Genomic DNA, 25,077 nt, shown 5'->3' with positions numbered 1-25,077 from the left:
TAATCCACTCCCTTGCCCGAAGCAGACGCAGCATTCCACCGATACCTCACATGACCGCAACGCACTTGCCGCGGCGGCGCGCATCACTTAGCGTGCGTCCGACCTGGCTGAGGGCGCAAGGCGATGAACGGGGGCGCGATCGATAAGGGCACGCTCGACAAGTGCACGCTCGATAAGGGCATGCTCGACGTGGCGGAGGCGGCCGATCCTGCGGCGCAGCGTTTCGACCTGCCGCGCATGATCGAGCAGCACCGGCCGGCGCTGGTCCGGTATTTCCTACGCCACCTGCCCAACCCGGACGACGCCGAGGACCTGGCGCAAGAGGCGCTGGTGCGCTTGATGCGCATGCCCTCGCCGACCGATGTGCTCAACGTCGAGGCCTACCTGCTGCGCATCGCGTCGAACCTGATGCGCGACCGATTCCGCCGCGACCTCAGCCATTGCGTGCAGCAGCACGTGTCGCTGGACGAACTGAGCGGCGACTGGCCGAGTGAGGTGCCGCACGGCGAGCGCGTCTACGAAGGCAACCGGCGCCTGCAGCTGTTTCTGCAGGCCTTGGACGAGCTGTCGCCGCGCTGCCGGCAGGTGTTCCTCCTGCAGCGCTACGAGGGCCTGACCTACAGCGCCATCGCCGGACGCCTGGAGATCAGCGTGAGCGCGGTGGAAAAGCAGATGATGCGCGCCCTGCTGCACTTCGATACACGATTGGGAGACATGTGAGCAGCCCCCGTTTGAACGTCGTCGAAGGCGGCGACCCGATCCGCCGCCAGGCCGCTGCCTGGTTCGCCCGGCTGCGCGCCGACGACGTCACCGAGAACGAGCGCGGCCAGTGCCGGCAATGGCTGGACGCCGATGCGCGCCACCGCGCCGCCTACGAACGCATGGAGCGTCTGTGGGCCGGCGCCGGCGACCACGCCGCGCATCCGGAGATCGCGCTGCGCGTGCGCGCGCAGGCGCCGGCAGCGGCGGCGACGCGTCAGCCCCCGCGCCGCGGGCGCGGGCGCCTGCTCGCCTGGAGCGGCGCGGCGGCGGCGCTGATCGCGGTGGCCGCGATCGGCTGGCGTCTGCTGCAGCCGCCGCCGGCGGTGCCGGAGCAGCAGTACGTCACCGCGGTCGGCGAGAGCCGCACGATCGCACTGGAAGACGGCTCGCGCATGAGCCTGGACACCGACACCCGCGTGCGGGTGCGCTACTCCGCCGACGAACGCCGTATCTCGCTGCTACGTGGGCGCGCGTTCTTCCGCGTCGCCAAGCAGGCGCGTCCGTTCCTGGTCCGCACCGAAGACGGCAGCGTGCGCGCGGTCGGCACGGAATTCGAGGTCTACCGCCGCGACGGCGAGATCGAGGTGGCCTTGATCGAAGGCCGCGTGCTGTTGCTGGCGGCCGCCAGCGGCGACGCGGTGCCGGTGGGCCTGGCGATGCTGGCGCCCGGACAGAAGGCCAGCTTCGGCCAGCGCAAACCCTTGCGCATGATCGACGCCGGTCACGCCGCCTTGCCGGCCTGGCTGTCGGGCAAGCTGGCCTTCGACGACCAGGCGCTGTCGGCGGCCGTGGGCGAGTTCAACCGCTACAGCCGGCGCGCCATCGTGCTGCGCGACCCCGCGCTGGCACGCATCCGCGTCAGCGGCGTGTTCCGCAGCGACGACCCGCACGCGTTCGTCGAGGCCTTGCAGACCTTGTATCCGGTGCAGGTATCGGATGCGCCGGGCGGCGAACTGGTGTTGAGCGAGCGGCGCTGACACTCGCCGTGCATGGCGAACGATGCGGTGCGCCCGCGGCTTACCGCATCCTACTAGCCCGGCTTCGTAAGATGCGGTGTTAACCGCATCGTCGCCACGCCGCGCCTCTCGAACGTCACCGAAGCGACCGAACGAAAAAACCCCGGCGCCATCGGCGCCGGGGTCTGGTCGGGATCGAATCCGAATGCAGCGGGCCTGACGCCCGCCGCACTCAGAAGCGCTGACGGTACTGCATGTAGTAGTAGCGGCCGGGCACGTCGTACTGCTGATCGAACTGGTTGTACGGCGCGGTCAGGGCCAGCGGCGGTTCCTTCTCGAACACGTTGTTGGCGCCGATCGACACCGTCGCGTTCCACGGCGTGTTGTAGCGGAACTGCACGTCGTGGTACGTCACCGCGCCCAGGTGGTTCTCCAGCGTGTCCGGGCTCGAGCAATAGGCCTTGAACGCCGCCGGGCAGGTCTCGTCGATGCCGGACTTGTAGCGCATGCCCCAGGTCGCGCCGAAGTCGCCCTTGCTCCAGTCCAGGTACAGGTTGGACTTGATGCGCCAGTACGGGTCTTGCGGCAGATACAGGCCCTGACGCTGCTCGGGCTTGGAGTCCTTGGTGGTGCGGGTCTCCCAGTTCGAGGTGTAGCTGGTATCCCAGCTCACCGAGAACTTGCCGTACACCGTTTCCGGCAGCCGGTAGTTCATGGTCACGTCGAAGCCCTCCACCGTGTACTCGGCCAGGTTCAGCAGCGGCAAGTCCATGTCGGTGATGGTGCCCGGATTGCCGGGGTAGGCGTTGTCGCGCTTGAACAGGGCGCAGTACACCGCGCGCTCGCCGGCCGTGCCGGAGTAGCACTTGTCGAGCACGAACTGCGCGGTGGGGCGCGTGATCGCGTTCTCGATGGTGATCTGGTACCAGTCCACCGCGATGTCGAAGCCCTGCAGCCAGCCCGGGCTGTAGACGAAGCCCAAAGTCTTGCTGACCGAGGTTTCCGGCTGCAGATCCGGATTGGACTTGTTGGTGAACGCCTCCACGGTCTGACGCGAGGAACCGCTGCCCGACTGGGTGTAGCCGGCAGGCACACCGTCGGCGGCGCAGCGCGCGGCCACGGTCGGGTCGGCACGGCGGCCGCTGTGGCTGGAGCAGGGATCGGCATAGCTGACGAAGGTGTCGGCATCGCCGGCGTAGAGGTTGGTGATGCTGGGGGCGCGGAAGCCCTCGGACCAGTTGCCGCGGATCAGCAGATCCTCGAACGGCTTCCAGCGGAAACCGAACTTGCTGTTGAGCGTATCGCCGAAGTTGCTGTAGTCCGAGTAGCGCGTGGCCACCGAGAAATCCAGCATCTTGGCGAACGGCAGATCGGCCAGCACCGGCACCGCGAACTCGACGTACAGATCGTCCAGCGAGTAATCGCCACGGGTCGGCTTGCTGCCGTTGCCGGTGCTCAGGCCGGCGGCGATGAACGCGTCGGGATCGAACTGGCCGCTCTCCTTGCGGTGCTCGTAACCGGCCGCGAAGCCCAGCGCGCCGGCCGGCAGGTCGAACAGGTCGCCGCTGATGTTGGCGGTGTAGCTGGTGGATTCGACCTTGCGCGAGTCGTGCGCGGTGAAGGACACGTAGTCCAGCGCCTCCTTGCTGATCGAGCCCAGGCCGCCCAGCGGATTGATCGGCACGCAGCCGGCGATCACCGCGGTGGGCGTGCCGCAGCGGGCGACGCCGGCGCCGTCGATGAAGGACGGGCCGTAGGCGTTGCGCAGGTTGGCCAGATTGAACAGGCCGTAGGTGATGGTGTTCTCGTCGGAACGGTCGTAGCGGTAGCCCACGTCCCAGTCGAAGGTGCGCTCGCCGAGGTTGAAGTAGCCCTCCAGCCCACCGAAGAAATGGAAGTTCTTGACGTCTTGGTTGAACGAGCGGCCGCCCGATTCCTGGAAGCGACGGCTGACGCTGATCAGGTCGCGCTCGCCGGCGGTGCCCTTGGTCGGGTTGTAGATGCTCTGCCCGCTCAGGCGCAGGCCGGTCACCGGCATCGCCGCCAGCAGCTGCTCGGACAGGCGCTGGTTGTACAGCGTCTCGACGCGGAAGGTCAGCTGGTCGGTGATGTCGAAGGTGCCCTGCGCGAACAGCGACTTGCGCTCCTGCGGCGTCAGCAGGTAGTTGTCCGGCGCGGTGTTGTAGCCGTGCACATTGGCGTTGAACGGCACGAAGGTGTTGTTGGGGCCCAGCACGTAGCGCTTGTTGTCGCGCGGATCGACGAACGAGCCGGGAAAGCCGGTGCTGCTTTGACCGCCGAAGAACGGCGGCCCGCCGGCGGAGATATCGCGGTCGCCCGCCATCACCGCCTCTTCCTTGACGTAGGAGCCGCCGATCAGCAGCGAGGAGCGGTCGTTGCTCACGCCCAGGCTGAAGTCGTACGCCTGACGCGTGCCGTCGCCCTGGCCGAACTGGCCGATGTAGGCGCCGGCCTCGGCGCCCTCGAAGTTGCTGCGGGTGATGATGTTGACCACGCCGGCGATGGCGTCGGAGCCGTAGATGGTCGAGGCGCCGTCCTTCAGCACTTCCACGCGCTCGATGATCGAGGCCGGAATGGTGTTGAGGTCGACCGTGCCGTCGAGCTGGGTGGTCCAGCGACGGCCGTTGACCAGCACCAGGGTGCGGCCGCTGCCGAGGTTGCGCAGGCTGATGCCGGCCGAGCCGTCGCCGCCGTTGTTGAAGGTGGTGTTGAGCGCGGCGCCGTTGGTGGAGATGCGCTGCAGCACGTCGGCGACCGAGGTCACGCCCTGCTTGTCGATCTCGGCGCGGGTCAGGGTGAAGATCGGCTGCGAGGTCTCGATGTCGGCGCGCTTGATGCGCGAACCGGTGACCTGGATGCGGTCGATGTCGGTCGGCGCCTTGTCGTCGGCGGCGGCCTGGTCCTGCGCCTGCGCGACCGGCGCGACGACCGCCAATGCGATGGCGATTTCCAGCGGCAGCCTGGCGCGGCGGGTTGCGGAGGTAGTGGCGTACTGCTTCATCTAGCGATGTCCCCTCGTAGTGGTGGTTGCGTTTCGCGTCTTGTTATCGACGCGTTAAACGCAGGCCAAACTACGGCGCGGCGAGCTGCATCAGGGTGCGCAATACGGGCGCCGGGCTTGCGGATTTCTGGCCGCTGGCTTTCGCGCGGTACTCGCTGGCGGTGCAACCCATGCGCGCGCGAAAGGTGCGCGCGAAGCTGCACGGCGAGTCGAAGCCGCAGGCATGGCTGACCTCGCCGATCGACAGACGCGAATCGCGCAGCAGCTCGCAGGCCTGGTGCACGCGCTGGTTCACGCAGGCGGCCTGCACGGTGATGCCGTACACCGCATGGAAGGTCTTGGAGATCCACCAGGTCGAGAAACTGGTGAGCTGCGCCAGCTCGTCCATCAGCACCACGCGGTGCGCGTTGCCGCGCAGGTACAGGCGCGCGCGCTGCAGCCGGCCCAACACCTGGCGCTGGCGCGCGCGGCGGCGGCCGGGGCAGCGTTCCAGCAGTTCGTCGAGTTCGTGCTGGGTCTCGTGCACGTAGGCCAGCAGCATGCGGAACGCGGCCAGACGCTGATTGGCCAGGCCCGCGCCGGAGGCGCTGGTGGCGCTGCGTCGCCACAGCCGCACCAGCGCGCGCCGCTGCGCGGCATCGACGCGGCCGTCGCCCGGGATCAGGTCGATGCGCGCGTGGCGCTCGATCTCGCGCATCAGCGAGGGCTTGCAGCTGAAACCGATCGCCAGGCCGCGGCGTTCGGTGTCGATGCGCGGCGCGCTGTCGCGATCGAACGCGATCCATTGGTTGCGGTTCAGCGTGAAGCGGCCCTCGCGGCTCTCGATCTGCGAACGTCCGCGCAGCTGCAGCCAGTACGAGGGCGAGACGCCCGATACGCGCACGCTGCCGAAGTCGCGCACGAGATAAAGCTGGAAGCCGTCGCTGGACGGCGCGCGGTCGCTGTCGACCATCTGGCCGCACTCGACGCTCTCCCAGCCTTCCTGCGCGCCGTAATGGTGGTATTCGCTTTGCATCGTCGCTGCCTCTGTCGGTCCTGGCCGCGTTGCGCGCGGCATCGGGCGCAAGCCGCCGTCGCGCGCGCCGACGGCGCGGGCGAGCTGCGCCTGCGATGAGGTGGAGGGCGATCCGGCCCGTCGTTCGTTTACGCGTGCGCGGCGTGCATCGCCGCGTGCTGCGTACTGTTCCGCAATGGTGTTGCGATGCGGTCGAGTGTTGCGATGCGAGCGTGCGCACGGTTCGAACTGATTCGAACGGTCGCGACGACGTTCATGTCGCGTATGGATTGCGCACAAGTTTTTGCGTGTTTGGGAACGATGGGCGGACACGATCCGCAAGCCGTCGCCGGCATCGTCGTGGCGACGCGCGGCCGCTCAGGTCGGCTTGGGCAATTCCACCCGCACCTGCAAGCCGCCCTGCACGCCCGGCGCCAGGGCGATGTCGCCGCCGTGCCCGCGCACCACGCTGCGCGCGATCGACAGGCCCAAGCCGGAACCGCCGGCATGGCGCGCGCGCGCCTGGTCCAGGCGCCTGAACGGCGCGAACGCGTGCTCGTATTGCTCCGGCGGAATGCCGGGGCCGGCATCGACGATGGTCACTCGCAGCGCCTGTTCGGTTTCCTGCAGCGACACCCGCACGCGGTCGCCGTAGCGGCAGCCGTTGTCGATGAGGTTGGCGAACGCGCGCCGCATCGCGATCGGCTGGCACGGCAGGTAGGCGTGGTCCGGGCCGTCGTACAGCGCGTCGCCGCCGCCGTCGGCGACGTCGTCGCACAGGCTGATCAGCAGCGAGGCCAGGTCCACGGTCTGGTGCGGTTCCAGGCTGGCGTCCTCGCCGGCGAAGGCCAGGCAGCCGGAGATCATGGTCTCCATCTGCGCGATCTCGGCCAGCAGGCGGTCGCGGTGCCCGTCGTCGACGTACTCGGCGTACAGGCGCATGCGCGTGAGCGGCGTGCGCAGGTCGTGCGAGATCGCCGCCAGCTGTTGCGTGCGGTCGTCGACGAAGCGCTTCAGCCGCACCTGCATTTCGTTGAACTTGTGCGCGATGGCGGCGTACTCGGGCACGGTCATGCCCTCGATCGGCGTCGGCTCGCGCTCGCGGCCCAGGCGCTCGGCGGCGTGCGAGAGCTTGCCCAGCGGCTGCAGGAAGCTGCGCGCGGTCCATACCGACAGGCCGGCCACCGCGACGATCAGCACCAGCATGCCGCTGAGCTTGAACAGATGCTGCAGCCAGCGCGGACTCGGCCGGCCCGGGCTGGCGAGCAGCCAGCCGCCGTCGGGCAGTTCGATCGCCACCGACATGCGCGGCGGCGGCGTATCGGTGCGCAAGCCTTCCAGGAACGCCGGCCCCACGCCCGATCCCAACATCATGCCCAGACGCCCCAACGGCGACGGCGCCGGCGGGTCGGCGCTCATGCTGCGCACCGCGATGCGCGCGGGCGGCGCTGCGCCGGGTCCGTCGCGCAGGGCGAGCATGCGCGGGCGCGCGTTGGCGGTCTCGCCCCAGGTCTCGTCGGGCCGTTCGGGCATACGCGGCTGCAGTTCGGCCGCGTCCTGCGCGACCAGCTCGGTGCGCGCGAAATCGGCCGTCTCCCCGCTGGCGGGAACGTCGACCACGGCTTCGGCCGGCAGCGTCGGCGCGGGCGCGATCATCCCCTGGCTGGGCAGCGCGCTGATGGTGACCATGCCCAGGGCGGGGCGCGCCGCGACCGACAGGATCTCGCCGCGCGCGGCGCCCAGGCGCGGCACCACCACGGTCACCTGGCGCACGCCGCGGCCTTGCTCGTCGGGCAGCACGTTCATCGATACCGCGTAGGCGCCGCCGCTGGTGTCCGGCGTTTCGACCAGGCGCTTGCGCATGCTTTCGATCAGACCCGACAGCGGCGGGCCGTGGCGGTCGTCGCTGGGCGGCAGCAGGTCGAACTCGAGTTTGCGCCGCTGGGTGGCGTCCTCGGCCGCGGCGGCGCGTTGCGCCGGCGGCAGACCGGCGATCATCGCGCGCACGTCCAACGCCTGCTGCACCAGCGACTGCTCGTCGACCAGGGTCGGCCCGGTGGAACGCAGGGCCATGCCGATGGCGATATCGATCAGCAGCGTCATCGCCATGGTCGACAGCACCACGATCGCGATGCGCGGCGCCAGGCGCATGCGCGACAGCGACCAGCGCGCCGGCGGCGGTTTGGGCGTCATCGCGCGCGCGCCTCGCCGGCGACGCTGACGTCGGCGGCGAAGATATAGCCCTCGTTGCGCACGGTCTTGATCAGGTTGGGGCGCTGCGGCGCATCCTCGATCTTGCGCCGCAGGCGGCTGATCTGGACGTCGATGCTGCGATCGAACGGCGTCAGCACGCGGCCCTTGACCAGGTCGATCAACTGATCGCGCGACAACACGCGCTGCGGATGCTCCAGGAACGCCAGCAGCAGGTCGAACTCGCCGCTGGTGAGGTCGGTCAGCGCGCCCTGCGGCGACACCAGGCTGCGGTGGCGGGCGTTGAGCTTCCAGCCCATGAAGGCGTACTCGGAGCCGCCGCGCGCGGCGCCGCGCCAGTCGGCGTCGGCGCGGCGCAGCAAGGCGCGGATGCGCGCCAGCAGTTCGCGCGGATTGAAGGGCTTGGCGATGTAGTCGTCGGCGCCCAGCTCCAGGCCGACCACGCGATCGGTGTCGCCGTTCATCGCCGTCAGCAGGATCACCGGCACCTGGCTGCTGCTGCGCAGCTTGCGGCACAGGGTGAAGCCGTCGTCGCCGGGCATCATCACGTCCAGCAGAACCACGCTGACCGGTTCGGCGGCCATGCGCTCGGCCATGCCGGTGCCGTCGGCGGCTTCGAGCACGCGCATGCCGTGGTCGCCCAGGAACCGGGCGAGCATGGTGCGGATGGTGTCGTCGTCGTCGACGACCAGCACGGTTGGTGCGGCGATGGCGTAGGCGGATCCCATGGGGCGCAGGGTAGCCGAAGGCGGGGGGCGGCCCATGCTCTGTAACACAGTGAAACAAAACGATGGATAGCCGACATCGCGGCGGCGCCCGCGCTGCCTAGGATTCGGGGATCGCCGCCCCCACGGTCCGAACGCCGCGCATGTCTTCGACGCTGCTGCCCTCCCCCGCCTTGCGACGCGCCGTCCCGGCCGACGCCGTCGCCTTTTCCACCGCCATCCCGGCGCCGCGCAGCGCCACCGACGCGCGCCACCCGCTCAGGCACCGCAAGGTCGCGATCGTCGGCGCCAGCCTGGGCGGCCTGTGCCTGGCGCGTCTGCTGCAGCGCGAGGGCGTCGAGGTCGAGGTCCACGAGGCGCGCGGCGCCACCGACCCGGCGTGGTACCGACGCAGCCTGTGCATCGACCGCGAGCCGGCGATCAAGGCCTTGCGCGCGGCCGAGCTGGGGCCCTTGTTCGACCGCTGCTGCGAGCGCGAACGCACCCACACCCGCCTGGTCGACGCCCAGGGCCGGCGCCAGCGCGACCGCGCCCTGCCCGCGCGCGCCAGCGCGCGCTGGCGCATCGAGTACGGTCTGCTGCGCGACCTGCTGCTGAACAGCCTGCAGCCCGGCAGCGTGCTGTGGGGCCGGCGCTTCACCTCCCTTACCAACGCGCCCGACGGCAGCCAGCGCCTGAATTTCGCCAACGGCGCGCGCGGCCAGGCCGACCTGGTGATCGGCGCCGACGGCGCCTGCTCGCTGCTGCGGCCGTACGCGACCGCTAGCGGCCTGCGCTACAGCGGCCTGACCCTGATCGAAGCGCAGGTGCCGCTGCCGGAGCTGCGGGTGCCGCGCATCGCGCTGTGGCTGGACCACGACCGCCTGGCGGTGCGCGACGCCGACGCGGCGCTGATCGCGCAACGCAACAGCCTGCGCGGCATGGACCTGCGCATCGCCCTGCGGGTACCGCGCGACTGGTCGCTGCGCGGCGTGGACTGGGCCGATTCGGCGCAGGCGCGCGGCGCGCTCAAGCAGCAGCTCGCGCACTGGGATCCCAAGTTCCTGCGCCTGATCGACGCCGCCGAACCCCGCTTCGTCGCGCGCCCCCTGCTGACCAGCGCGCCGGACCGCAGCTGGAACGAGCGTGGCGCGATGACCCTGCTGGGCGCGGCGGCGCGGATGGCGCCCTGCCTGCTCAGCGATCCCAAGAACGGCGAACTGCAGGACGCCTGGGAGCTGGCGCAGGCACTGACTTCCACCCGCCATCGCGATTCGATCGCCGCCGCGCTGGCCCACTACGAACGCGCCCTGTTGCAGCGCGCGGCGGTGGAAGGACGCGGCGCGCAGCGCGTGCTCGCGGCGCTGCTGCCGCAGCCTGGCGCGCTCGGCGCGACGCGCTCCTGGCGCTCGATGGCGCGCACGCTGGGCGCGTTCGCCGGCCGGTGGCTGCCGCGATGAACCTGACCGGCACCTGGCCCCTGCACGCGCTGCCCTCCAGCGTGCCCGCTTCGGGCTCCGGCCGCGGCCGCGGCATCACCGCGCATGTGGCGGCCGCGACCGAGCGCACCGCGACCCTGGCCTCGGCGCTGACCGACGCGTTCGGCAATCCCAAGCGCGGGCAGATTTTGTTTTACGCCGCCAGCGCGCCCGGGCTCAGCATCGGCGACCTGTCCGCCCTGCTCGGCTGCAGCGTGTCGCTGGCCTCGCAGTACGTGGCGCAGCTGGAACAACAGGGCTGGTTGGCGGTGAGCAGCGACGGCCGTCGCCGGCGCGTGCGCGTGGCCGACGAGAGCCGGCGCCTGGCGATCGAAACCTTGCGCGCGATGGCCGACGACCTCGGACCGATGACGGCGCTGCGGGCGGCGGGCGCACGCTAGTTCGGCAGACTGAGGTCGAACCCCACGGCGTTGCGACGGCAGTGCGCGAACGGGCGAGAGGCGTTCACGCCCATCCCCCAACCTACCGCCGCAGCCGCCCCGGCTTGACCCGCGCACTGCGCTCCGACGCCTGGAAAGCAGTACGCTGGGCTTCCGATGCGTCCGATCCGGAAGTCCGTATGTCCTTGCTTCGCTGCCTGGCCCTGGCCTTGTGTCTGATCGCCCTGCCCGCATTGGCGCAATCGCCGCGGATTTCCGCGGCGGCCAGCGTGCGCGTGCAGGCGCAGGGCGAGGCGCCGGTGTTCGTGCTGCTGAAGGCGCCGGCGGCCACGCGCGATGCCGCGTCCGCCCGCCTGCATCCGCAGGTGCGGCTGGAGGTGGATCGGGTGCTGGCGGGACTGCCGCAGCGCGCGCGAACGCGTAGCCTGCGCCGCTACCAGCACGTGCCCGGTTTCGCCCTGCGCGCCGACGCGGCCACGCTGGCGGCGCTGGCGCGCGATCCGCGCGTGGCGCGGGTGGATCTGGACGTGGGCGGTTCCGGCGGCGCGGTCGCGCCCGACAACGCGCTGGCGCTCAACAACCTGCACGAGCTCGCCGGCGCGGGGTATTCGGGCGCGGGCATGAAGGTGGCGGTGATCGACACCGGCATCGACACCGATCACGCCGACTTCGCCGGCCGCATCGTCGGTCAGGCCTGTTTCTGCAGCGGCGGCGGTACGGGTTGCTGCCCCAACGGCGGCGCCAGCCAGAGCGGTCCCGGTTCCGCCGAGGACGATCACGGCCACGGCACCAATGTCGCCGGCATCATCGGCGGCAACGGCACCGTCGCGCCGCGGGGCGCGCTGCCGCAGGTCAGTCTGGTCGCGGTCAAAGTACTGGACCGCAATAACCGGTTCTGCTGCACTTCCGACATCGTCGCCGCGCTGGACTGGCTGGCGACGAACCACCCCGATGTCGATGCGGTCAACCTCAGCCTGGGCACCGACGCGCAGTACGCGGGCGACTGCGACGGCGCGACCTCGTGGACCCAGGCCTTGTCGGTGGCGATCGGCAACCTCAACGCGCTGGGCGCGGTGGTCACGGTGTCCAGCGGCAATCAGGGCAGCCTCAATGCGATGGCCGCGCCGGCCTGCGTGCGCAATGCGGTGTCCACCGGCGCGACCTGGGATTTCCACGGCGGCGCGATCACCTATCTGGGCTGCAGCGAAACCTCGACCGCGCCGTTGCAGCCGACCTGCTTCGCCAACCGCAGCGCCACCACCGATCTGTTCGGCGCCAGCGCCTTCGTCACCGCCGCCGGCATCAACGGCGGCAGTTCGACCTACGGCGGCACCTCGCAGGCCGCGCCGCAGGCCTGCGCCTGCGCCGCCGCGCTCAAGCAGGCCGCGCCGGCCAGCACGGTGGCCCAGCGCATGGAGGCGATGGCGCTGTCGCATACGCGCATCCAGGACCCGGCCAGCGGGCGCAGCTATCCGCTGCTGAATTGCCGCGACGCCTTCGGGCTGCTCAATCCCGAGGTGTTCGGACCGATCGCGATGAACGGCTCGCAGCCGCTGATACCGCCCGCCGATCCGCCGGCGGGCTTGTCCGTGGCCCCCAAGCCCGCTCCCGTGCCCGCCTCGCAACCGGCCGCGCTGCGCGAGGCACCCGCGCGCGAGTCGCGCGAACCGCGCGTGCGCGGGGCCCTGCGCCTGCGCTGATCGCGCGCGCTGCGGCGAGGGCCGCGGCGTCGCGACTTGACCTCAAGCGTCCTTGAGGTCCTATCCTCGTCGGCCCTCCCCCTTCGGTTTCCGCATGACTACCCCTGCTCCGGGCGAGCCCGCTCCTATCGAGCCCGCCGCTGTCGAGCCCGCTGCCGCCGAGCCCGCCGCACCCGGCACCGACGTCGCGCCGGTCGCGCGCGCCGCCGGCTCGCGTGGCGATTACTCGGTGATCGCCGAGCTGCTGCCCTATCTGCGCCCCTACCTGGGCCGCATCCTGTTGGCGCTGGCCATGGTGCTGGCCGCCAAGCTGCTCAACCTGGCCGTGCCGATGGTGCTCAAGCGCATCGTCGACGGCCTCAACGTCGCGCCCAGCCTGCTGGTGCTGCCGGTCGCGTTGCTGGTCGCCTACGGCGCGGCGCGCATCGGCACCACCCTGTTCGGCGAGCTGCGCCAGATCGTGTTCGCGCGGGTGATGGCGCGGACCTCGCGCGAGGTGACCTTGCGCGTGTTCCGGCATCTGCACGGGCTGAGCCTGAAGTTCCACCTGGGCCGCCGCACCGGCGGCGTGGCGCGCGACGTCGAACGCGGCGGCACCGCGATCACCGACCTGCTGGACTGGACCTTGTACTCGATCGTGCCGGTGATCCTGGAAGTCGGCCTGGTCACCGCGGTGCTGGTGTGGAACTACGACTGGCGCTTCGCCGGCGTCACCCTGATCACGCTGGTCGCCTACGGCGCCTGGACCTTCGCCGTGACCGAGTGGCGCACGCGCTACTACCGCGCCGCGGTCGAGGCCGACACCCGCGCCAACGAACGCGCGGTGGACTCGCTGCTCAACTACGAAACCGTCAAGTACTTCAACAACGAAGCCCACGAGGCCTCGCGCTACGACGACAACCTGCGCTCGCTGGAGAACGCGCGGGTCAAGTCGACCAAGACCCTGGCGGTGCTCAACCTGGGCCAGAGCGCGATCGTCGCCATCGGCGTGACCGCGATGATGTGGCTGGCCGCGCGCGGCGTGGTCGCCGGCGAACTCACGGTCGGCGACCTGGTGCTGGTCAACGCCTACCTGCTGCAATTGTCGGCGCCGCTGAACATGCTGGGCATGATGTACCGCGAGGTGAAGCAGTCGCTGACCAACATGGAGCGTCTGTTCGGCCTGATGGACGAGCGCCAGGACGTGCAGGACGCGCCCGGCGCCGTCGCGCTGGCGCCGAACCGGCCGCGGGTGCGTTTCGAAAACGTGCGCTTCGGCTACGATCCGCGCCGCGAGATCCTGCGCGGCATCGATTTCGAGATCGCCGCCGGCGGCACGGTCGCGGTGGTCGGACATTCGGGCTCGGGCAAGTCGACGCTGGCGCGGTTGCTGTACCGCTTCTACGACATCGACAGCGGCCGCATCGCCATCGACGGCCACGACCTGCGCGAACTCACCCAGTCCTCGCTGCGCGGCGCGATCGGCATCGTGCCGCAGGACACGGTGCTGTTCAACGACAGCATCTACTACAACATCCGCTATGGCCGCCCCGAGGCCGGCCGCGAGGAAGTGGAGGCGGCCGCGCGCGCGGCGCATATCCACGATTTCATCGCCGGCCTGCCCGACGGCTACGACACCGCCGTGGGCGAGCGCGGCCTGAAGCTTTCCGGCGGCGAGAAGCAGCGCGTGGCGATCGCGCGCGCGCTGCTCAAGAACCCCTCGATCCTGATCTTCGACGAGGCCACCTCTGCGCTGGATTCCAAGTCCGAACGCGCGATCCAGGCCGAGCTGGACCGCATCAGCGTCGGCCGCACTACCCTGGTGATCGCGCACCGTCTGTCGACGGTGATGGACGCCGACCAGATCCTGGTGATGGACGCAGGCCGCATCGTCGAACGCGGCGAACACGGCGAGCTGCTGCGGCTGGGCGGCGTGTACGCGCAGATGTGGATGCTGCAGCAGCGCGAGGCGGAGGCCGGGCCCGAGACGGGCGAGCCGGTCGCTGTGGCTTGATCTTGGTTACTTCAGACTGCGTGGCTTGAAACGCGGTTGGTTGGAAACAACCGCATAAGGTTTCGGATCGCCCGTCGGCTGCCGCCCTCACCCCAACCCCTCTCCCGCAAGCGGGAGAGGGGCTAAAGACGAGATGGGCTTACGGATCCGACGCGGTCCGACTCACTCGCCGGTCTTGGCCGTGGTCGGCAGGTCCTGCGCCAGGTTCGACACCGGCGCCGACATCGGTTGCGCGCGCGGGTTGAACGACAGCAACAGGCCGAAGCTGGTGCTGGCATCCTGGCTGGACGCGTGCTCGCGACGCAGCAGCACCGACAGCTTCCAGCCCTGGGCGATGTCCATGTCCACGCCGCCGCCGTACATCAGCGCGTTGTCGCCGTAGCTGCGCAGGCCGATGGTGTAATCGTTGGCCACCGGCATCACCACGTAGTTCAGATCGACGTCGCTGCTGTTGCTGATCGCGTCGCGGTACTCGAGCATCCAGTACGGCCGGAACACGCCCTTGGAGCCCTGCACCAGGTAGCTGCCTTCCAGGCCCACGGCCACGCCGTTGTTCTTCACGGTCTGCGAGCCGTAGCTCAGGTCGTAGATACCCAGGCCGAACTCGCGGTACGCATCCAGGCGGGTGCGGCTGGCGTCGAAGCGGCCGTAGCTGGTCAGCGTCATGCGCTCGCTGGCGCGTTCGTAGCCCACCGTCAGCGCGCCGAACGACTGCGTGCCGTCGCGTTCGGCGGTGGCCATGGCATCGGCCGGATCGCTCCAGCGCTTGATGTCGAAGCCCAGGCGGCCCCAACCCAGGGTGCCGTCGACGAACAGATGGTCGCCATGGCGCCACAGGCCGTACAGCGACAGCGAACGCTGGTCGGCATCCAGGCGCGAGCTGGAACGGGTCAGTTCGGTGTCGTTCCAGGCGAAGCCGCCGGCCAGGCCGAGCAGGAAGTTCTCGCCCACGCGCCAGTCGGCGCCGACGGTGATGCCGTCGCTGCGGAAGTTGAAGCCTTCGCTGCCGCTGCGGCCGTCGCGGTCGCCGGCGGTGATGGTGCCGGCGGTCCACAGACCCCAGCCCGGCGGCAGGCGCACCGCGTCGTCGGAGACGAACTGCGCGGCCGGCAGGGTCAGGCTGTTGTTGCGGCCGCTGCTCACGTTCAGGCTCAGGCCGTTGCTGGAGCGGTTGTCGCCGCCATGACGCAGCTGACGCAGGCGGTCGCGGATGTTGGTCTGCTGCGCCATCGCGAAGCGCACGCTGGCGTCGACCTGGGCTTGCAGCAGGCCGACCACGCCCGGATCGCGGGTCGGATCGGGACGCGCGGTCACCGACAGCCCGGTGTTCACCGAGGCCTGCACGTAGTTCGCCGTCGCCGCCTGGGTCGCGGTCAGAGTGGCGGTGCCGGGGCCGACGATGGTGACGGTACGTCCGCTCACCGTGGCCACCGCGGTGTTGCTGCTGGTGAAGCTGAAGCCGCCGGCCGGGTTGCTGCTGGTCGGGTTGGGCAGATCGAACGTGGGCTCGCCCACCGTCTTCACGATGTTGCCGATCCAGCTCAGGCTGGGCGTGGCCGCACCGATGGTGACGCTCAGAGTGACCTGCGCCGCCGCGTTGTAACTGGCGTTGCCGGCCTGGTTGGCGGTCAGCGCGCAGTTGCCCGCGGCCAAGGTGGTCACCGCACTGCCGGACACGCTGCACACCGCCGGCGTGGTCGAGGCGAACACCACCGGATTGCCCGAGGCGCCGCCGCTGGCCGAGACCGAGAACGTACCGCCCGGGGCATAGGTCGGCGCCGACGGATTGGCGGCGAAACCGGTGATGGTCTGGCTGGCCGCGGCGATGGTCACGTTCAGGCCGACCTGCGGCGCGGCGCTGTAGTTGGCGTCGCCGGCCTGGTTGGCGGTGAGCGCGCAGGTGCCGCCGCTGACCATGGTCGCGGTGCTGCCGCTGACGGTGCACACCGAAGGCGTGGTGCTGGCGAACACGACCGGGCTGGTCGAGGGACCAGCGGTGGCCGACAGCGCGAAGTTGCCGCCCGGCGCGAACACCGGTGCGGCCGGATTCGCGGCGAAGCCGGTGATGGCCTGGCCGGCCACGCCGATGGCGACGTTCAACTGCACCTGCGGCGCCGCGCTGTAGTTGGCGTCGCCGGCCTGGTCGGCGGTGAGCGCGCAATTGCCCGCGCCCTGCATCGTCACCGTGCTACCGGCCACGGTGCACACCGCCGGCGTGGTGCTGGCGAACACCACCGGGCTGGTCGAGGGACCGCCGGTGGCCGAGATCGCGAAGGTGCCGCCCGGCGCGTACGTCGGTGCGGCCGGATTGGCCCCGAAGTTGGTGATCGTCTGCGCCGCGGCGGAGATGGTCACGCTCAAGCTGGCCTGCGGCGCCGGATCGTAGTTGGCGTTGCCGGCCTGGTTGGCGGTGAGCGCGCAGTTGCCCGCGCCCTGCATCGTCACCGTGCTGCCGGCGACCGTACACACGGCCGGTGTGGTGCTGGCGAACACCACCGGATTGCCGGACGCGCCGCCGCTGGCCGAGACCGTGAAGGTGCCGCCCGGCGCGTACGTCGGCGCGGCCGGATTGGCGGCGAAGGCGGTGATCGCCTGCGCCAGCCTGGCCACCGTCACCGAGTAGGCGCGCGTGCCGCTGAAGCCGTTGCTGGACGTCGCCTGGACGGTGAAGTTGTAGCTGCCCGCCGCGGTCGGCGTGCCGGACAAGGCGCCGGTGGAGCTCAGGGCCAAACCTGGCGGCAAGGCGCCGGCGCTGACCGAGAACGTATACGGCGCGACGCCGCCGTTGGCGCTGCTGGCGGTGAGCGTTTGCGAGTACGCGGTGTTGAAGACAGGGTCGGGCAAGGTCGTCGGCGCGATCGTGGTCGTCACCGTGACGCAGGCCAGCGCGGCGTTGGTCACGTCCGCGGCGATCGCGTTGCCGCTGCTGGGAGTGACGCTGCACAACTGCCCCGCCGGCACCGAAAGCACACTGATGCTCCAGTTCGCGCCGACCGGCAAACGGGTCGGGAACACATAACTGTTGGCGGCCTGCGCCACCACCACCTGCTGGCTGCTGACCGGATTGGTCGCGTTGAGCTGCAGCGTGACCGCGCCGGTCTGGCCGCTGGCCGGGCCGCCGACCGAGAATTCGCTGGGCGCGAAGCAGATCAGCGCCGCGCCGTTGCCGGCCTGCACGCCGTTGTTGAAGACCACACCGGTCAGGCCGGTCGCAGCCGAGCTGCCGCCCGCGCCGCCGCCGCCGCCGCCGTTCCAGTTCTGCTGGCAGGCCGTGGTGCCCACGCCGGCACCGCCGCCGCCCGCGCCGACCGTGGCACCGCCACCGCCGCCGCCGCCGAAGCCGGCGCCGCTGAAGGAACCGGAGAAATTGAAGGAGTCGCCGCCGTCGCCGTTGGCCGCGTTGCCCGCGGTGGCCGGGAAGTTGCCGCAACCGCCGCCACCGGCACCGCCGGTGCCGACCGCGCCGCCGCCGCCGCCGAAGGGACCGGGGCCGCCGGGCACGGTCGCGCCCGTGCCGCCGGTGCCGCCGCCGCCGACGCCGCCGGCACCGCCGGCGATGACGTTGGCGCTGCTCCAGCCGGCGTTGCCGCCGCCGCCGCCGCCGCCGCCGATGGCGACGCGGTTGCCGACGGCGTTGCCGCCCACGCGCAGATCGGTGGCGCCGCCGCCGATGCCGTCCACGCCCTGGCCGATACCGCCTGGGTTGACCGCCTGCGAACCCTGCCCGCCGACCCACACCGACAACGTCGAGCCCGGGGTCAGCGCCACGGTGCCGCGTACGCGGCCGCCGAGGCCGCCGGTGCCGCCCGGAGAATTCGGGCTGCCGCCGATGGTGCCGGCACCGCTGCGACCGGCGCCGCCCTGGGCGCCGCTCAAGTAGACGGTCGCCGAGTGCACGCCGCCGGGCACGGTCACGGTCTGCTCGCCGCCGGTGAAGCCGAACGCCACCGGCGTCTCGCCGATCGCGCAGCTCTGCGCTTGCGCGGGTCCGACCATGGCCAGACCCGTCAGCAGCGTCGCCCCCAGCAACGCCGCGGATTTGCGCACTATCCGCGCCAACGGATGAGCACGAGCGGACACCGGCACGCCGGCGTATTGCGCCTTGCCTTCACAACGATTCATCGCAGCCCCCTGGTGCGGATCGCAGCGTGCGTCCGCATGATGTGTGTGCGCACGGCACATTTTGTGATGTGACAGTGCGCACAATTTCCCCACGCGAAGACTTGCACGTCGCGCGCCCCAGGGCAATCCCCGATGCCGGACAGCCAGCTGAACGGACCGGCCAAGCGCACGACCGGCGCACCCGGCGATGGACTCCGGCCGGCGACTGCGCGCACGCAGACGCGGCCCCGATATCGAAGCCCATCGCCCGCCCCTGCGCGGTTGCGGCCCCGCGCGCACCTGTTCCCCTGCGCGTCAAACCCACCCCTTTACGGCTCCAAACTCACGGTAGGGAGCCCAGCAGATCAGGCCAGCCTCCCCCGTGACCATCCCCGAAACCGGGTAGGCCCGCCGGTGGATACGCGGTTTCGGGCGCCTGCAGGCCATCGCCGCGGCGCGGCCGCGGGTGTCTGCGCACCGTTCCTGCGGGCCGGACTTGCGCTGCGCGCTTGTGTCGCCTCAGCGACGCCGCCGCGCACGGCCCGCGCGTCGCCCGATTTCCGGAGACAGACCCGTTCGTGCGAAAATCAGCGGCTTAGGCCCCGTAGCTCAGCTGGATAGAGCATCCCCCTCCTAAGGGGAAGGTCACACGTTCGAATCGTGTCGGGGTCGCCAGGTATGGATCGCACGTCCCTGTGCGCAGGCCCGCACATCCATGTGCGGACTTTTCAATGCTTTTGATTTGGAGTTTTCGCTATGACGCACGCTGTTTTGACTGCCCTGGGACTTAAGGACAACGAGTCGGGCACTTATCTGGGTCATGGCGAGTGGTCCAAGACCGCCGACGCCGGCGTGCTGGAACCGGTCAATCCCACCGACGGCGCCGTGCTGGCGCGCGTGCAGGCGTCCTCGCAGAGCGACTACGACACCATCGTCGAGCGCGCCCAGGCCGCGTTCGCGGTGTGGCGCACCACCCCGGCCCCGCGCCGCGGCGAAGCCATCCGCCTGTGCAGCGACGCGCTGCGCAAGCACAAGGACGCGTTGGGTTCGCTGGTCGCGCTGGAAATGGGCAAGTCCAAGCCCGAGGGCGACGGCGAAGTGCAGGAAATGATCGACATCGGCGACTTCGCCGTCGGTCTGTCGCGCCAGCTGTACGGCCTGACCATGCACTCCGAGCGCCCCGGCCACCGCATGTACGAGCAGTGGCACCCGCTGGGCCTGGTCGGCGTGATCTCGGCGTTCAACTTCCCGGTCGCGGTGTGGGCCTGGAACGCGTTCATCGCCGCCATCTGCGGCGACATCACCATCTGGAAGCCCTCGCCCAAGACCCCGCTGTCGGCGGTGGCCTCGATGAAGATCTGCAACGAAGCGCTGCGCGCCGGCGGCTTCCCGGACATCTTCTTCCTGTTCAACGACGCCGGCACCGAGCTGGCCTCCAACTTCGTCGACGACAAGCGCATCGCCCTGGTCAGCTTCACCGGCTCGACCAAGGTCGGCCGCCACGTCGGCGAGCGCGTCGCCCGCCGCATGGGCCGTTCCCTGCTGGAGCTGGGCGGCAACAACGCCATCATCGTCGACGCCTCGGCCGACCTGAAGCTGGCGATCCCGGCCATCGCGTTCGGCGCGGTCGGCACCGCCGGCCAGCGCTGCACCACCACGCGCCGCCTGTTCGTGCACGAGTCGATTCATGACGACGTGCTGGCCAAGCTGATCGCCGCCTACAAGCAGGTCGAGAAGAAGATCGGCGACCCGACCGACCCGGCCAACCTGATGGGCCCGCTCAACAGCCAGGACGGCGTGCAGGCCTACCTGGACGCGATCGCCCAGGCCAAGGCCAGCGGCGGCAAGGTCGAGACCGGCGGCGAGCGCATCGACCGCCCCGGCAACTTCGTGCTGCCGGCCATCGTCACCGGCCTGAGCAACGACGCCGAGGTAGTGCAGACCGAAACCTTCGCGCCGATCCTGTACGTGATGAAGTTCAAGACGCTGGACGAAGCCATCGCCCTGCAGAACGACGTGCCGCAGGGCCTGTCCTCGTCGATCTTCACCGCCAACCTCAAGGCCGCCGAGGCCTTCCTGTCGGCGGCCGGTTCGGACTGCGGCATCGCCAACGTCAACATCGGCACTTCCGGTGCCGAGATCGGCGGTGCGTTCGGCGGCGAGAAGGAAACCGGCGGCGGCCGCGAGTCGGGTTCGGATGCGTGGCGCGCCTACATGCGCCGCCAGACCAACACCATCAACTACTCCGACGCGCTGCCGCTGGCGCAGGGCATCAAGTTCGACCTGTAAGGATCGCAACACCCATCGGCGGGGCCGCTACGGCGGCTCCGCTGACGGACGCAGCGCCGACTGAAGCACCGCCGACCGAAGCAGCGCCGACAGGAACATCGCGATGCGCATCGCCGTCGTCTCCGACATCCACGGCAACCTCGACGCGCTCACCGCGGTGCTCGCCGACATCCGCGCGCGCCACTGCGACCTTACCGTCAACCTGGGCGACATTCTTTCCGGCCCGCTGCAGCCGGTGGAGACCGCCGATCTGCTGATCGGCCTGAACCTGCCCACGATCCGCGGCAATCACGAACGGCAACTGCTGGACACCCCGCGCCCGCGCATGGGCGCGTCCGACGCCTACGCGCGCGATGCGCTGCGCGCCGATCAGCTGGACTGGATCGCCGCGCTGCCGGCGACGCTGGCCTTGAACGACGCGGTCTATCTCTGCCACGGCACGCCGGGCGACGATCTCGAATACTTCCTGGAACACCTGGACGAGGACGGCCCACGCGCGGCCGACACGGCCGAGGCCGCACGACGCGCCGGCGCCATCGCCCATGCCTTGATCCTGTGCGGCCACACCCACGTGCCGCGCGCGCTGCGACTGGACGACGGCCGCCTGGTGGCGAATCCCGGCAGCGTCGGCCTGCAGGCCTATCGCGCCGACTACCCGCGTCCGCACGCGATGGAAGTCGGCGACCCGCGCGCCCGCTACGCCATCGCCGACGACGCAACCGGCCACTGGCGGGTCGAACCGATCGCGGTCGACTACGACCACGAGGCCGCCGCCGCGCGTGCATTGCGCAACGGGCGTGCGGACTGGGCGCACGCATTGCGCACAGGCCGGGTCGGCCCCTGATCGTGGGCATCCGCGCCGCTATCCTGGGCCAGCGCCGCACGCCACAGGCCCGCCCCCGTGAACCGTCCCGAACTCGAACACACCGGTGCCTGGCCCCTGGTCGGCATCGCGCTGGCGCTGCTGGCCTGGGCATTGGCGGTGTGGGCCTGGTTCGCCACGCAGGGGCTGACCGCGCACCTGGGCCGCGTGCTGCCGGCCCATGCCGTGGCCTTGCTCGCGGTGATCTGCGGTCACCGCGCACGTGCCGCGATCCGGCGCGGCCAGGAGCCCGCCGGCGGCTCGGGCCTGGCCAGCACGGCGCTGTGGCTGGGCTACGCGGTCCTGCTGACGGCCTTGCCGGCGCTGGGTTTCGTCGTGTTCTTCCTGTGCTGCGGCGTGGTCGGATAAGCCTCGTCCCGGCGCAGCCGATGCCTGTGAAGACGATCCGCACTCGCCTCGCAAGCGCCGCTTAGGCGATAATCCGCGTTCGTTCTACAGCGGACGCCTGCGATCCCGTGTACAGCCTCGCCCGCCCCTTTCTGTTCGGACTGGATGCCGAACGCGCGCACGGCCTTGGCCTCACGGCGCTGGAAACGGCCTACCGCACCGGCCTCAATCCGCTGCTGAGCAGCCGGCCCAAGCCGTTTCCGACCAAGGCCTTCGGCCTGACCTTCCCCAATCCCGTCGGCCTGGCCGCCGGCCTGGACAAGAACGGCGCGCACATCGATGCGCTGCTGGCGCTGGGCTTCGGCTTCGTCGAGATCGGCACGGTCACGCCGCGCCCGCAGGAAGGCAACCCCAAGCCGCGCATGTTCCGCCTGCCCGAGCACGAGGCGGTGATCAACCGTCTGGGCTTCAACAACGAGGGCGTCGATGCCCTGGTCCGCAACGTAGAGCGCGCCCAGCGCCGCCACGGCCTGCTGGGCATCAACATCGGCAAGAACAAGGACACCCCGAACGAGTCGGCCGAGGACGACTACCTGCTGTGCCTGGAGCGGGTCTATCCGCTGGCCGACTACATCACGGTCAACATCTCCTCGCCCAACACCGCCGGCCTGCGCGAGCTGCAGGAAGAACAATCGCTGCGCCGCCTGATCGGCACCCTGCGCGAGGCGCAGGAGAAATACGCCGGCCTGCACGGCAAGCGCGTGCCGATGCTGGTCAAGATCGCGCCCGACCTGTCCGACCACGACATCGAAGCGGCCGCGCGCGTGCTCAGCGAACTGCAGGTCGACGGCGTGATCGCCACCAACACCACGGTTTCGCGCATCGCCATCGAGGGTGCGCGCCACGCCGGCGAAATGGGCGGCCTGTCCGGACGTCCGCTGATGGGCCAGTCGACCACGGTGCTGCGCATGCTGCGCACGCGCCTGCCCGAATCGATCCCGATGATCGGCGTCGGCGGCATCCTGTCCGGCGCCGACGCCGTGACCAAGATGGCAGCCGGCGCGGCCCTGGTGCAGTGCTACACCGGCCTGGTCTATCGCGGGCCGGCGCTGGTGCACGAATGCGTGGAAGCGATGCGACGCCGCAAGGAAGCCCCGAGCCGCGGCAACGTCCCGCCGGCATGAGCGACGCCGTCCGCCTCCTGCGCGAGGCCGCGCTGACCCGACGCAATACCTTCGGCGTGGCCGCGACCGCGCCGGTGCTGGCCGAAGTGGCCGACGCCTCGCGCCTGGACGAGGCCCTGCGCCTGCCCGAACTGCGCGACGGCATCGCTCTGGTGCTGGGCGGCGGCAGCAACCTGCTGTTCGCCGGCGATCCCGAGGGCGCGGTGCTCGCCCTGACCGGCGACCGCGTGCAGACGCTGGGCGCCGCGCCCGATCACGACGGCGCGATCCTGCGCGCCGACGCCGGCGTGCCCTGGCACGGCTTCGTGATGCGCACGCTGGAAGCCGGCTACGCCGGCCTGGAAAACCTGGCCCTGATTCCGGGCACGGTCGGCGCCGCGCCGATCCAGAACATCGGCGCCTACGGCGTGGAAGTGCGCGATTTCGTGCACGTCGTGGAAGCCTTCGAACCGGCCACCGCCACCCTGCACCGCTTCGATGCCGCCGCCTGCCGCTTCGCTTACCGCGACAGCCTGTTCAAGCACGCGCCCGACCGTTACCTGGTCACCGCGGTCGAGTTCGCGCTGCCGCGCACGCCCGCGCTGCGCCTGGACTACGCCGGCCTGGGCGAGGAGCTGGCCGCGATGGGCGTGGACGCGCCGACGCCGCGCACGGTCGCCGAAGCGGTGATCGCGATCCGCCGCCGCAAGCTGCCCGACCCGGCCACGCTCGGCAACGCCGGCAGCTTCTTCAAGAATCCGATCGTGCCGCGCGCGCAGGCCGAGTCGCTGCTGGCCGAACACCCCGCGCTGCCGGTGTTCCGCGGCGCCGACGACGACAGCCGCAAACTGTCGGCCGGCTGGCTGATCGACGCCTGCGGATGGAAAGGCCATCGCGACGGCGACGCCGGCGTGTCCGCCGCGCACGCGCTGGTGCTGGTCAACCACGGCCACGCCAGCGGCGCGCAGTTGCTGGACCTGGCCCGCCGTATCGCCGACTCCGTGCAAGCGCGCTTCGGCGTGGCCATCGAACCCGAGCCGCGCCTGATCGGCGCCCGCTGGTGAGCGCGCCGCTCTCGCAACCGATGCGCGCGGCGGCCTACATGCTGGCCAGCACGCTATGCTTCGGCGCGATGGCGATCGTGATCCGCATCGCCTCGGCCGAACTGCACACCTTCGAGATCGCGTTCTTCCGCAACTTCTTCGGTCTGCTCGCGGTATTGCCGCTGCTGGCCGGCGCCAACCGCGCCGCGCTGCGCACCAAGCAACTGCCGCGCTACTTCGTGCGTTGCGCGATCGGCATCTGCTCGATGCTGGCCGGCTTCTGGGCGATCGGCCATCTGCCGCTGGCGCAGGCGATCTCGCTGTCGTATTCCACGCCGCTGTTCGTGACCATCGCCGCGGTGCTGTTCCTGGGCGAACAGGTGCGCGCGCGGCGTTGGGCCGCGGTCGCGGCGGGTTTCGTCGGCGTGCTGGTGATCGTGCGCCCGGGCTCGGCCGACTTCACCGCCGGCACCCTGATCGCGCTGCTGGCGGCGGTGCTCAGCGGCGTGGTCGCGATCCAGATCAAGCAGCTGTCGCGGGTCGACTCGGCCAACACGATCGTGCTGTACACCTACCTGTTCTGGGTGCCGATGTCGCTGCTGCCGGCCTTGTTTGTATGGCAATGGCCGCAGGGCACGATGTGGATTTGGGTGGTCGCCGCCGGCGTGCTCGGCACCGGCGGCCAGGTGCTGTGGACGCATGCGCTCAAGCTGGGCGAAGTGTCGGCGCTGACCCCGATCAGCTTCATGCAGCTGCCGCTGGTCGCGCTGGCCGGCTGGGCCTGGTTCGGCGAATCCATCGACCGCTGGACCGTGATCGGCGCGGCCATCATCCTGGCCTCCAACGCCTATATCGCCCACCGCGAGGCGGTGCTGTCGCGCCGCGCGGCCTCCAAGGCGCCCAGCGAAGCGGCAGCGCCGGGCGAGTAAGCGCGCCGCGTCGCAACGCTATGTTGCGGCGCACGAAGCGCGACGGGACTATCCCCGGTTTCGTGACCGTATTCCGGGCATAAACGGACACGCAGGGCGGCGTTTGCGGCCAATCGGCGCC

At 70.5% G+C, this 25,077-nt stretch carries 17 protein-coding genes and 1 tRNA gene; 13 read left to right on the top strand and 5 right to left on the bottom strand.

Translation table 11 applies throughout. The annotated features are described in order from the left end of the window. Positions 1 to 123: 123 nt before the first annotated feature. Both LVB77_RS09200 and LVB77_RS09195 read left to right on the top strand, forming a co-directional pair. Positions 124 to 720 (top strand): RNA polymerase sigma factor, encoded by a 597-nt coding sequence (locus LVB77_RS09200; protein ID WP_232909826.1) that lies wholly within the window; start codon positions 124 to 126, stop codon positions 718 to 720. Continuing rightward, positions 717 to 1,739 carry a FecR domain-containing protein gene (locus LVB77_RS09195; RefSeq protein ID WP_232909825.1) on the top strand — a complete coding sequence of 341 codons (1,023 nt, stop codon included), beginning with the start codon at positions 717 to 719 and terminating at the stop codon, positions 1,737 to 1,739. The genes LVB77_RS09200 and LVB77_RS09195 overlap by 4 nt, the downstream gene beginning before the upstream one ends. Before the next feature lie 211 nt (positions 1,740 to 1,950). On the opposite strand, the gene LVB77_RS09190 is transcribed toward LVB77_RS09195, so the two are convergent. From LVB77_RS09190 to LVB77_RS09175, 4 genes are all read right to left on the bottom strand, one after another. Next, positions 1,951 to 4,740, bottom strand: a complete 2,790-nt coding sequence (locus tag LVB77_RS09190; protein WP_232909824.1) for a TonB-dependent receptor — start codon at positions 4,738 to 4,740, stop codon at positions 1,951 to 1,953. A 70-nt stretch (positions 4,741 to 4,810) separates the two neighbouring features. Continuing rightward, on the bottom strand, positions 4,811 to 5,755 hold the full coding sequence (locus LVB77_RS09185) for an AraC family transcriptional regulator (protein WP_232909823.1): 945 nt from the start codon (positions 5,753 to 5,755) through the stop codon (positions 4,811 to 4,813). Between the two features lie 357 nt (positions 5,756 to 6,112). Next, positions 6,113 to 7,927, bottom strand: a complete 1,815-nt coding sequence (locus LVB77_RS09180; RefSeq protein WP_232909822.1) for an ATP-binding protein — start codon at positions 7,925 to 7,927, stop codon at positions 6,113 to 6,115. Next, a complete protein-coding gene (locus LVB77_RS09175; protein ID WP_232909821.1) occupies positions 7,924 to 8,673 on the bottom strand; it encodes a response regulator in 750 nt (249 codons plus the stop codon). Before LVB77_RS09175 ends, LVB77_RS09180 begins: the two co-directional genes overlap by 4 nt. A 140-nt stretch (positions 8,674 to 8,813) precedes the next feature. On the opposite strand from LVB77_RS09175, the gene LVB77_RS09170 reads away from it, so the two are divergent. From LVB77_RS09170 to LVB77_RS09155, 4 genes are all read left to right on the top strand, one after another. Then, positions 8,814 to 10,109, top strand: a complete 1,296-nt coding sequence (locus tag LVB77_RS09170; RefSeq protein WP_232909820.1) for an FAD-dependent monooxygenase — start codon at positions 8,814 to 8,816, stop codon at positions 10,107 to 10,109. Then, positions 10,106 to 10,528, top strand: a complete 423-nt coding sequence (locus LVB77_RS09165) for a helix-turn-helix transcriptional regulator (RefSeq protein WP_232909819.1) — start codon at positions 10,106 to 10,108, stop codon at positions 10,526 to 10,528. Before LVB77_RS09170 ends, LVB77_RS09165 begins: the two co-directional genes overlap by 4 nt. Before the next feature lie 179 nt (positions 10,529 to 10,707). Further along, positions 10,708 to 12,228, top strand: a complete 1,521-nt coding sequence (locus LVB77_RS09160) for a S8 family serine peptidase (RefSeq protein ID WP_232909818.1) — start codon at positions 10,708 to 10,710, stop codon at positions 12,226 to 12,228. Between the two features lie 94 nt (positions 12,229 to 12,322). After that, complete coding sequence (locus LVB77_RS09155) at positions 12,323 to 14,221, top strand: ABC transporter ATP-binding protein/permease (RefSeq protein WP_232909817.1); 1,899 nt, start codon at positions 12,323 to 12,325, stop codon at positions 14,219 to 14,221. Positions 14,222 to 14,383: 162 nt separating this feature from the next. On the opposite strand, the gene LVB77_RS09150 is transcribed toward LVB77_RS09155, so the two are convergent. Beyond that, complete coding sequence (locus tag LVB77_RS09150) at positions 14,384 to 18,343, bottom strand: autotransporter domain-containing protein (protein WP_305068930.1); 3,960 nt, start codon at positions 18,341 to 18,343, stop codon at positions 14,384 to 14,386. Between the two features lie 577 nt (positions 18,344 to 18,920). Here LVB77_RS09150 and LVB77_RS09140 point away from each other — a divergent pair. The 7 genes from LVB77_RS09140 to LVB77_RS09110 all read left to right on the top strand — a co-directional run bounded on the left by LVB77_RS09140 (position 18,921) and on the right by LVB77_RS09110 (position 24,956). Continuing rightward, a tRNA-Arg gene (locus LVB77_RS09140) sits at positions 18,921 to 18,997 on the top strand. A gap of 81 nt (positions 18,998 to 19,078) precedes the next feature. Continuing rightward, positions 19,079 to 20,611 (top strand): aldehyde dehydrogenase family protein, encoded by a 1,533-nt coding sequence (locus LVB77_RS09135; RefSeq protein ID WP_232909816.1) that lies wholly within the window; start codon positions 19,079 to 19,081, stop codon positions 20,609 to 20,611. Positions 20,612 to 20,714: 103 nt separating this feature from the next. Continuing rightward, positions 20,715 to 21,455, top strand: a complete 741-nt coding sequence (locus LVB77_RS09130; RefSeq protein WP_232909815.1) for a metallophosphoesterase family protein — start codon at positions 20,715 to 20,717, stop codon at positions 21,453 to 21,455. 57 nt (positions 21,456 to 21,512) lie between these two features. Then, complete coding sequence (locus LVB77_RS09125) at positions 21,513 to 21,842, top strand: hypothetical protein (RefSeq protein ID WP_232909814.1); 330 nt, start codon at positions 21,513 to 21,515, stop codon at positions 21,840 to 21,842. A 107-nt stretch (positions 21,843 to 21,949) separates the two neighbouring features. Continuing rightward, a complete protein-coding gene (locus LVB77_RS09120; protein ID WP_232909813.1) occupies positions 21,950 to 23,005 on the top strand; it encodes a quinone-dependent dihydroorotate dehydrogenase in 1,056 nt (351 codons plus the stop codon). After that, entirely contained in the window at positions 23,002 to 24,048 is a 1,047-nt protein-coding gene (gene murB / locus LVB77_RS09115) for a UDP-N-acetylmuramate dehydrogenase (protein ID WP_232909812.1), read from the top strand. The genes LVB77_RS09120 and murB overlap by 4 nt, the downstream gene beginning before the upstream one ends. A 20-nt stretch (positions 24,049 to 24,068) precedes the next feature. Beyond that, positions 24,069 to 24,956: a DMT family transporter gene (locus LVB77_RS09110; protein ID WP_232910225.1), complete on the top strand. Its 888-nt coding sequence runs from the start codon at positions 24,069 to 24,071 to the stop codon at positions 24,954 to 24,956. Positions 24,957 to 25,077: the final 121 nt, after the last annotated feature.

The organism is Lysobacter sp. 5GHs7-4 (genome assembly GCF_021284765.1).
In the GTDB taxonomy this organism is placed as follows: domain Bacteria; phylum Pseudomonadota; class Gammaproteobacteria; order Xanthomonadales; family Xanthomonadaceae; genus Lysobacter.
Note: the sequence above shows the minus strand (reverse complement) of the source record. Positions and strands in the feature narration are given on the sequence as shown.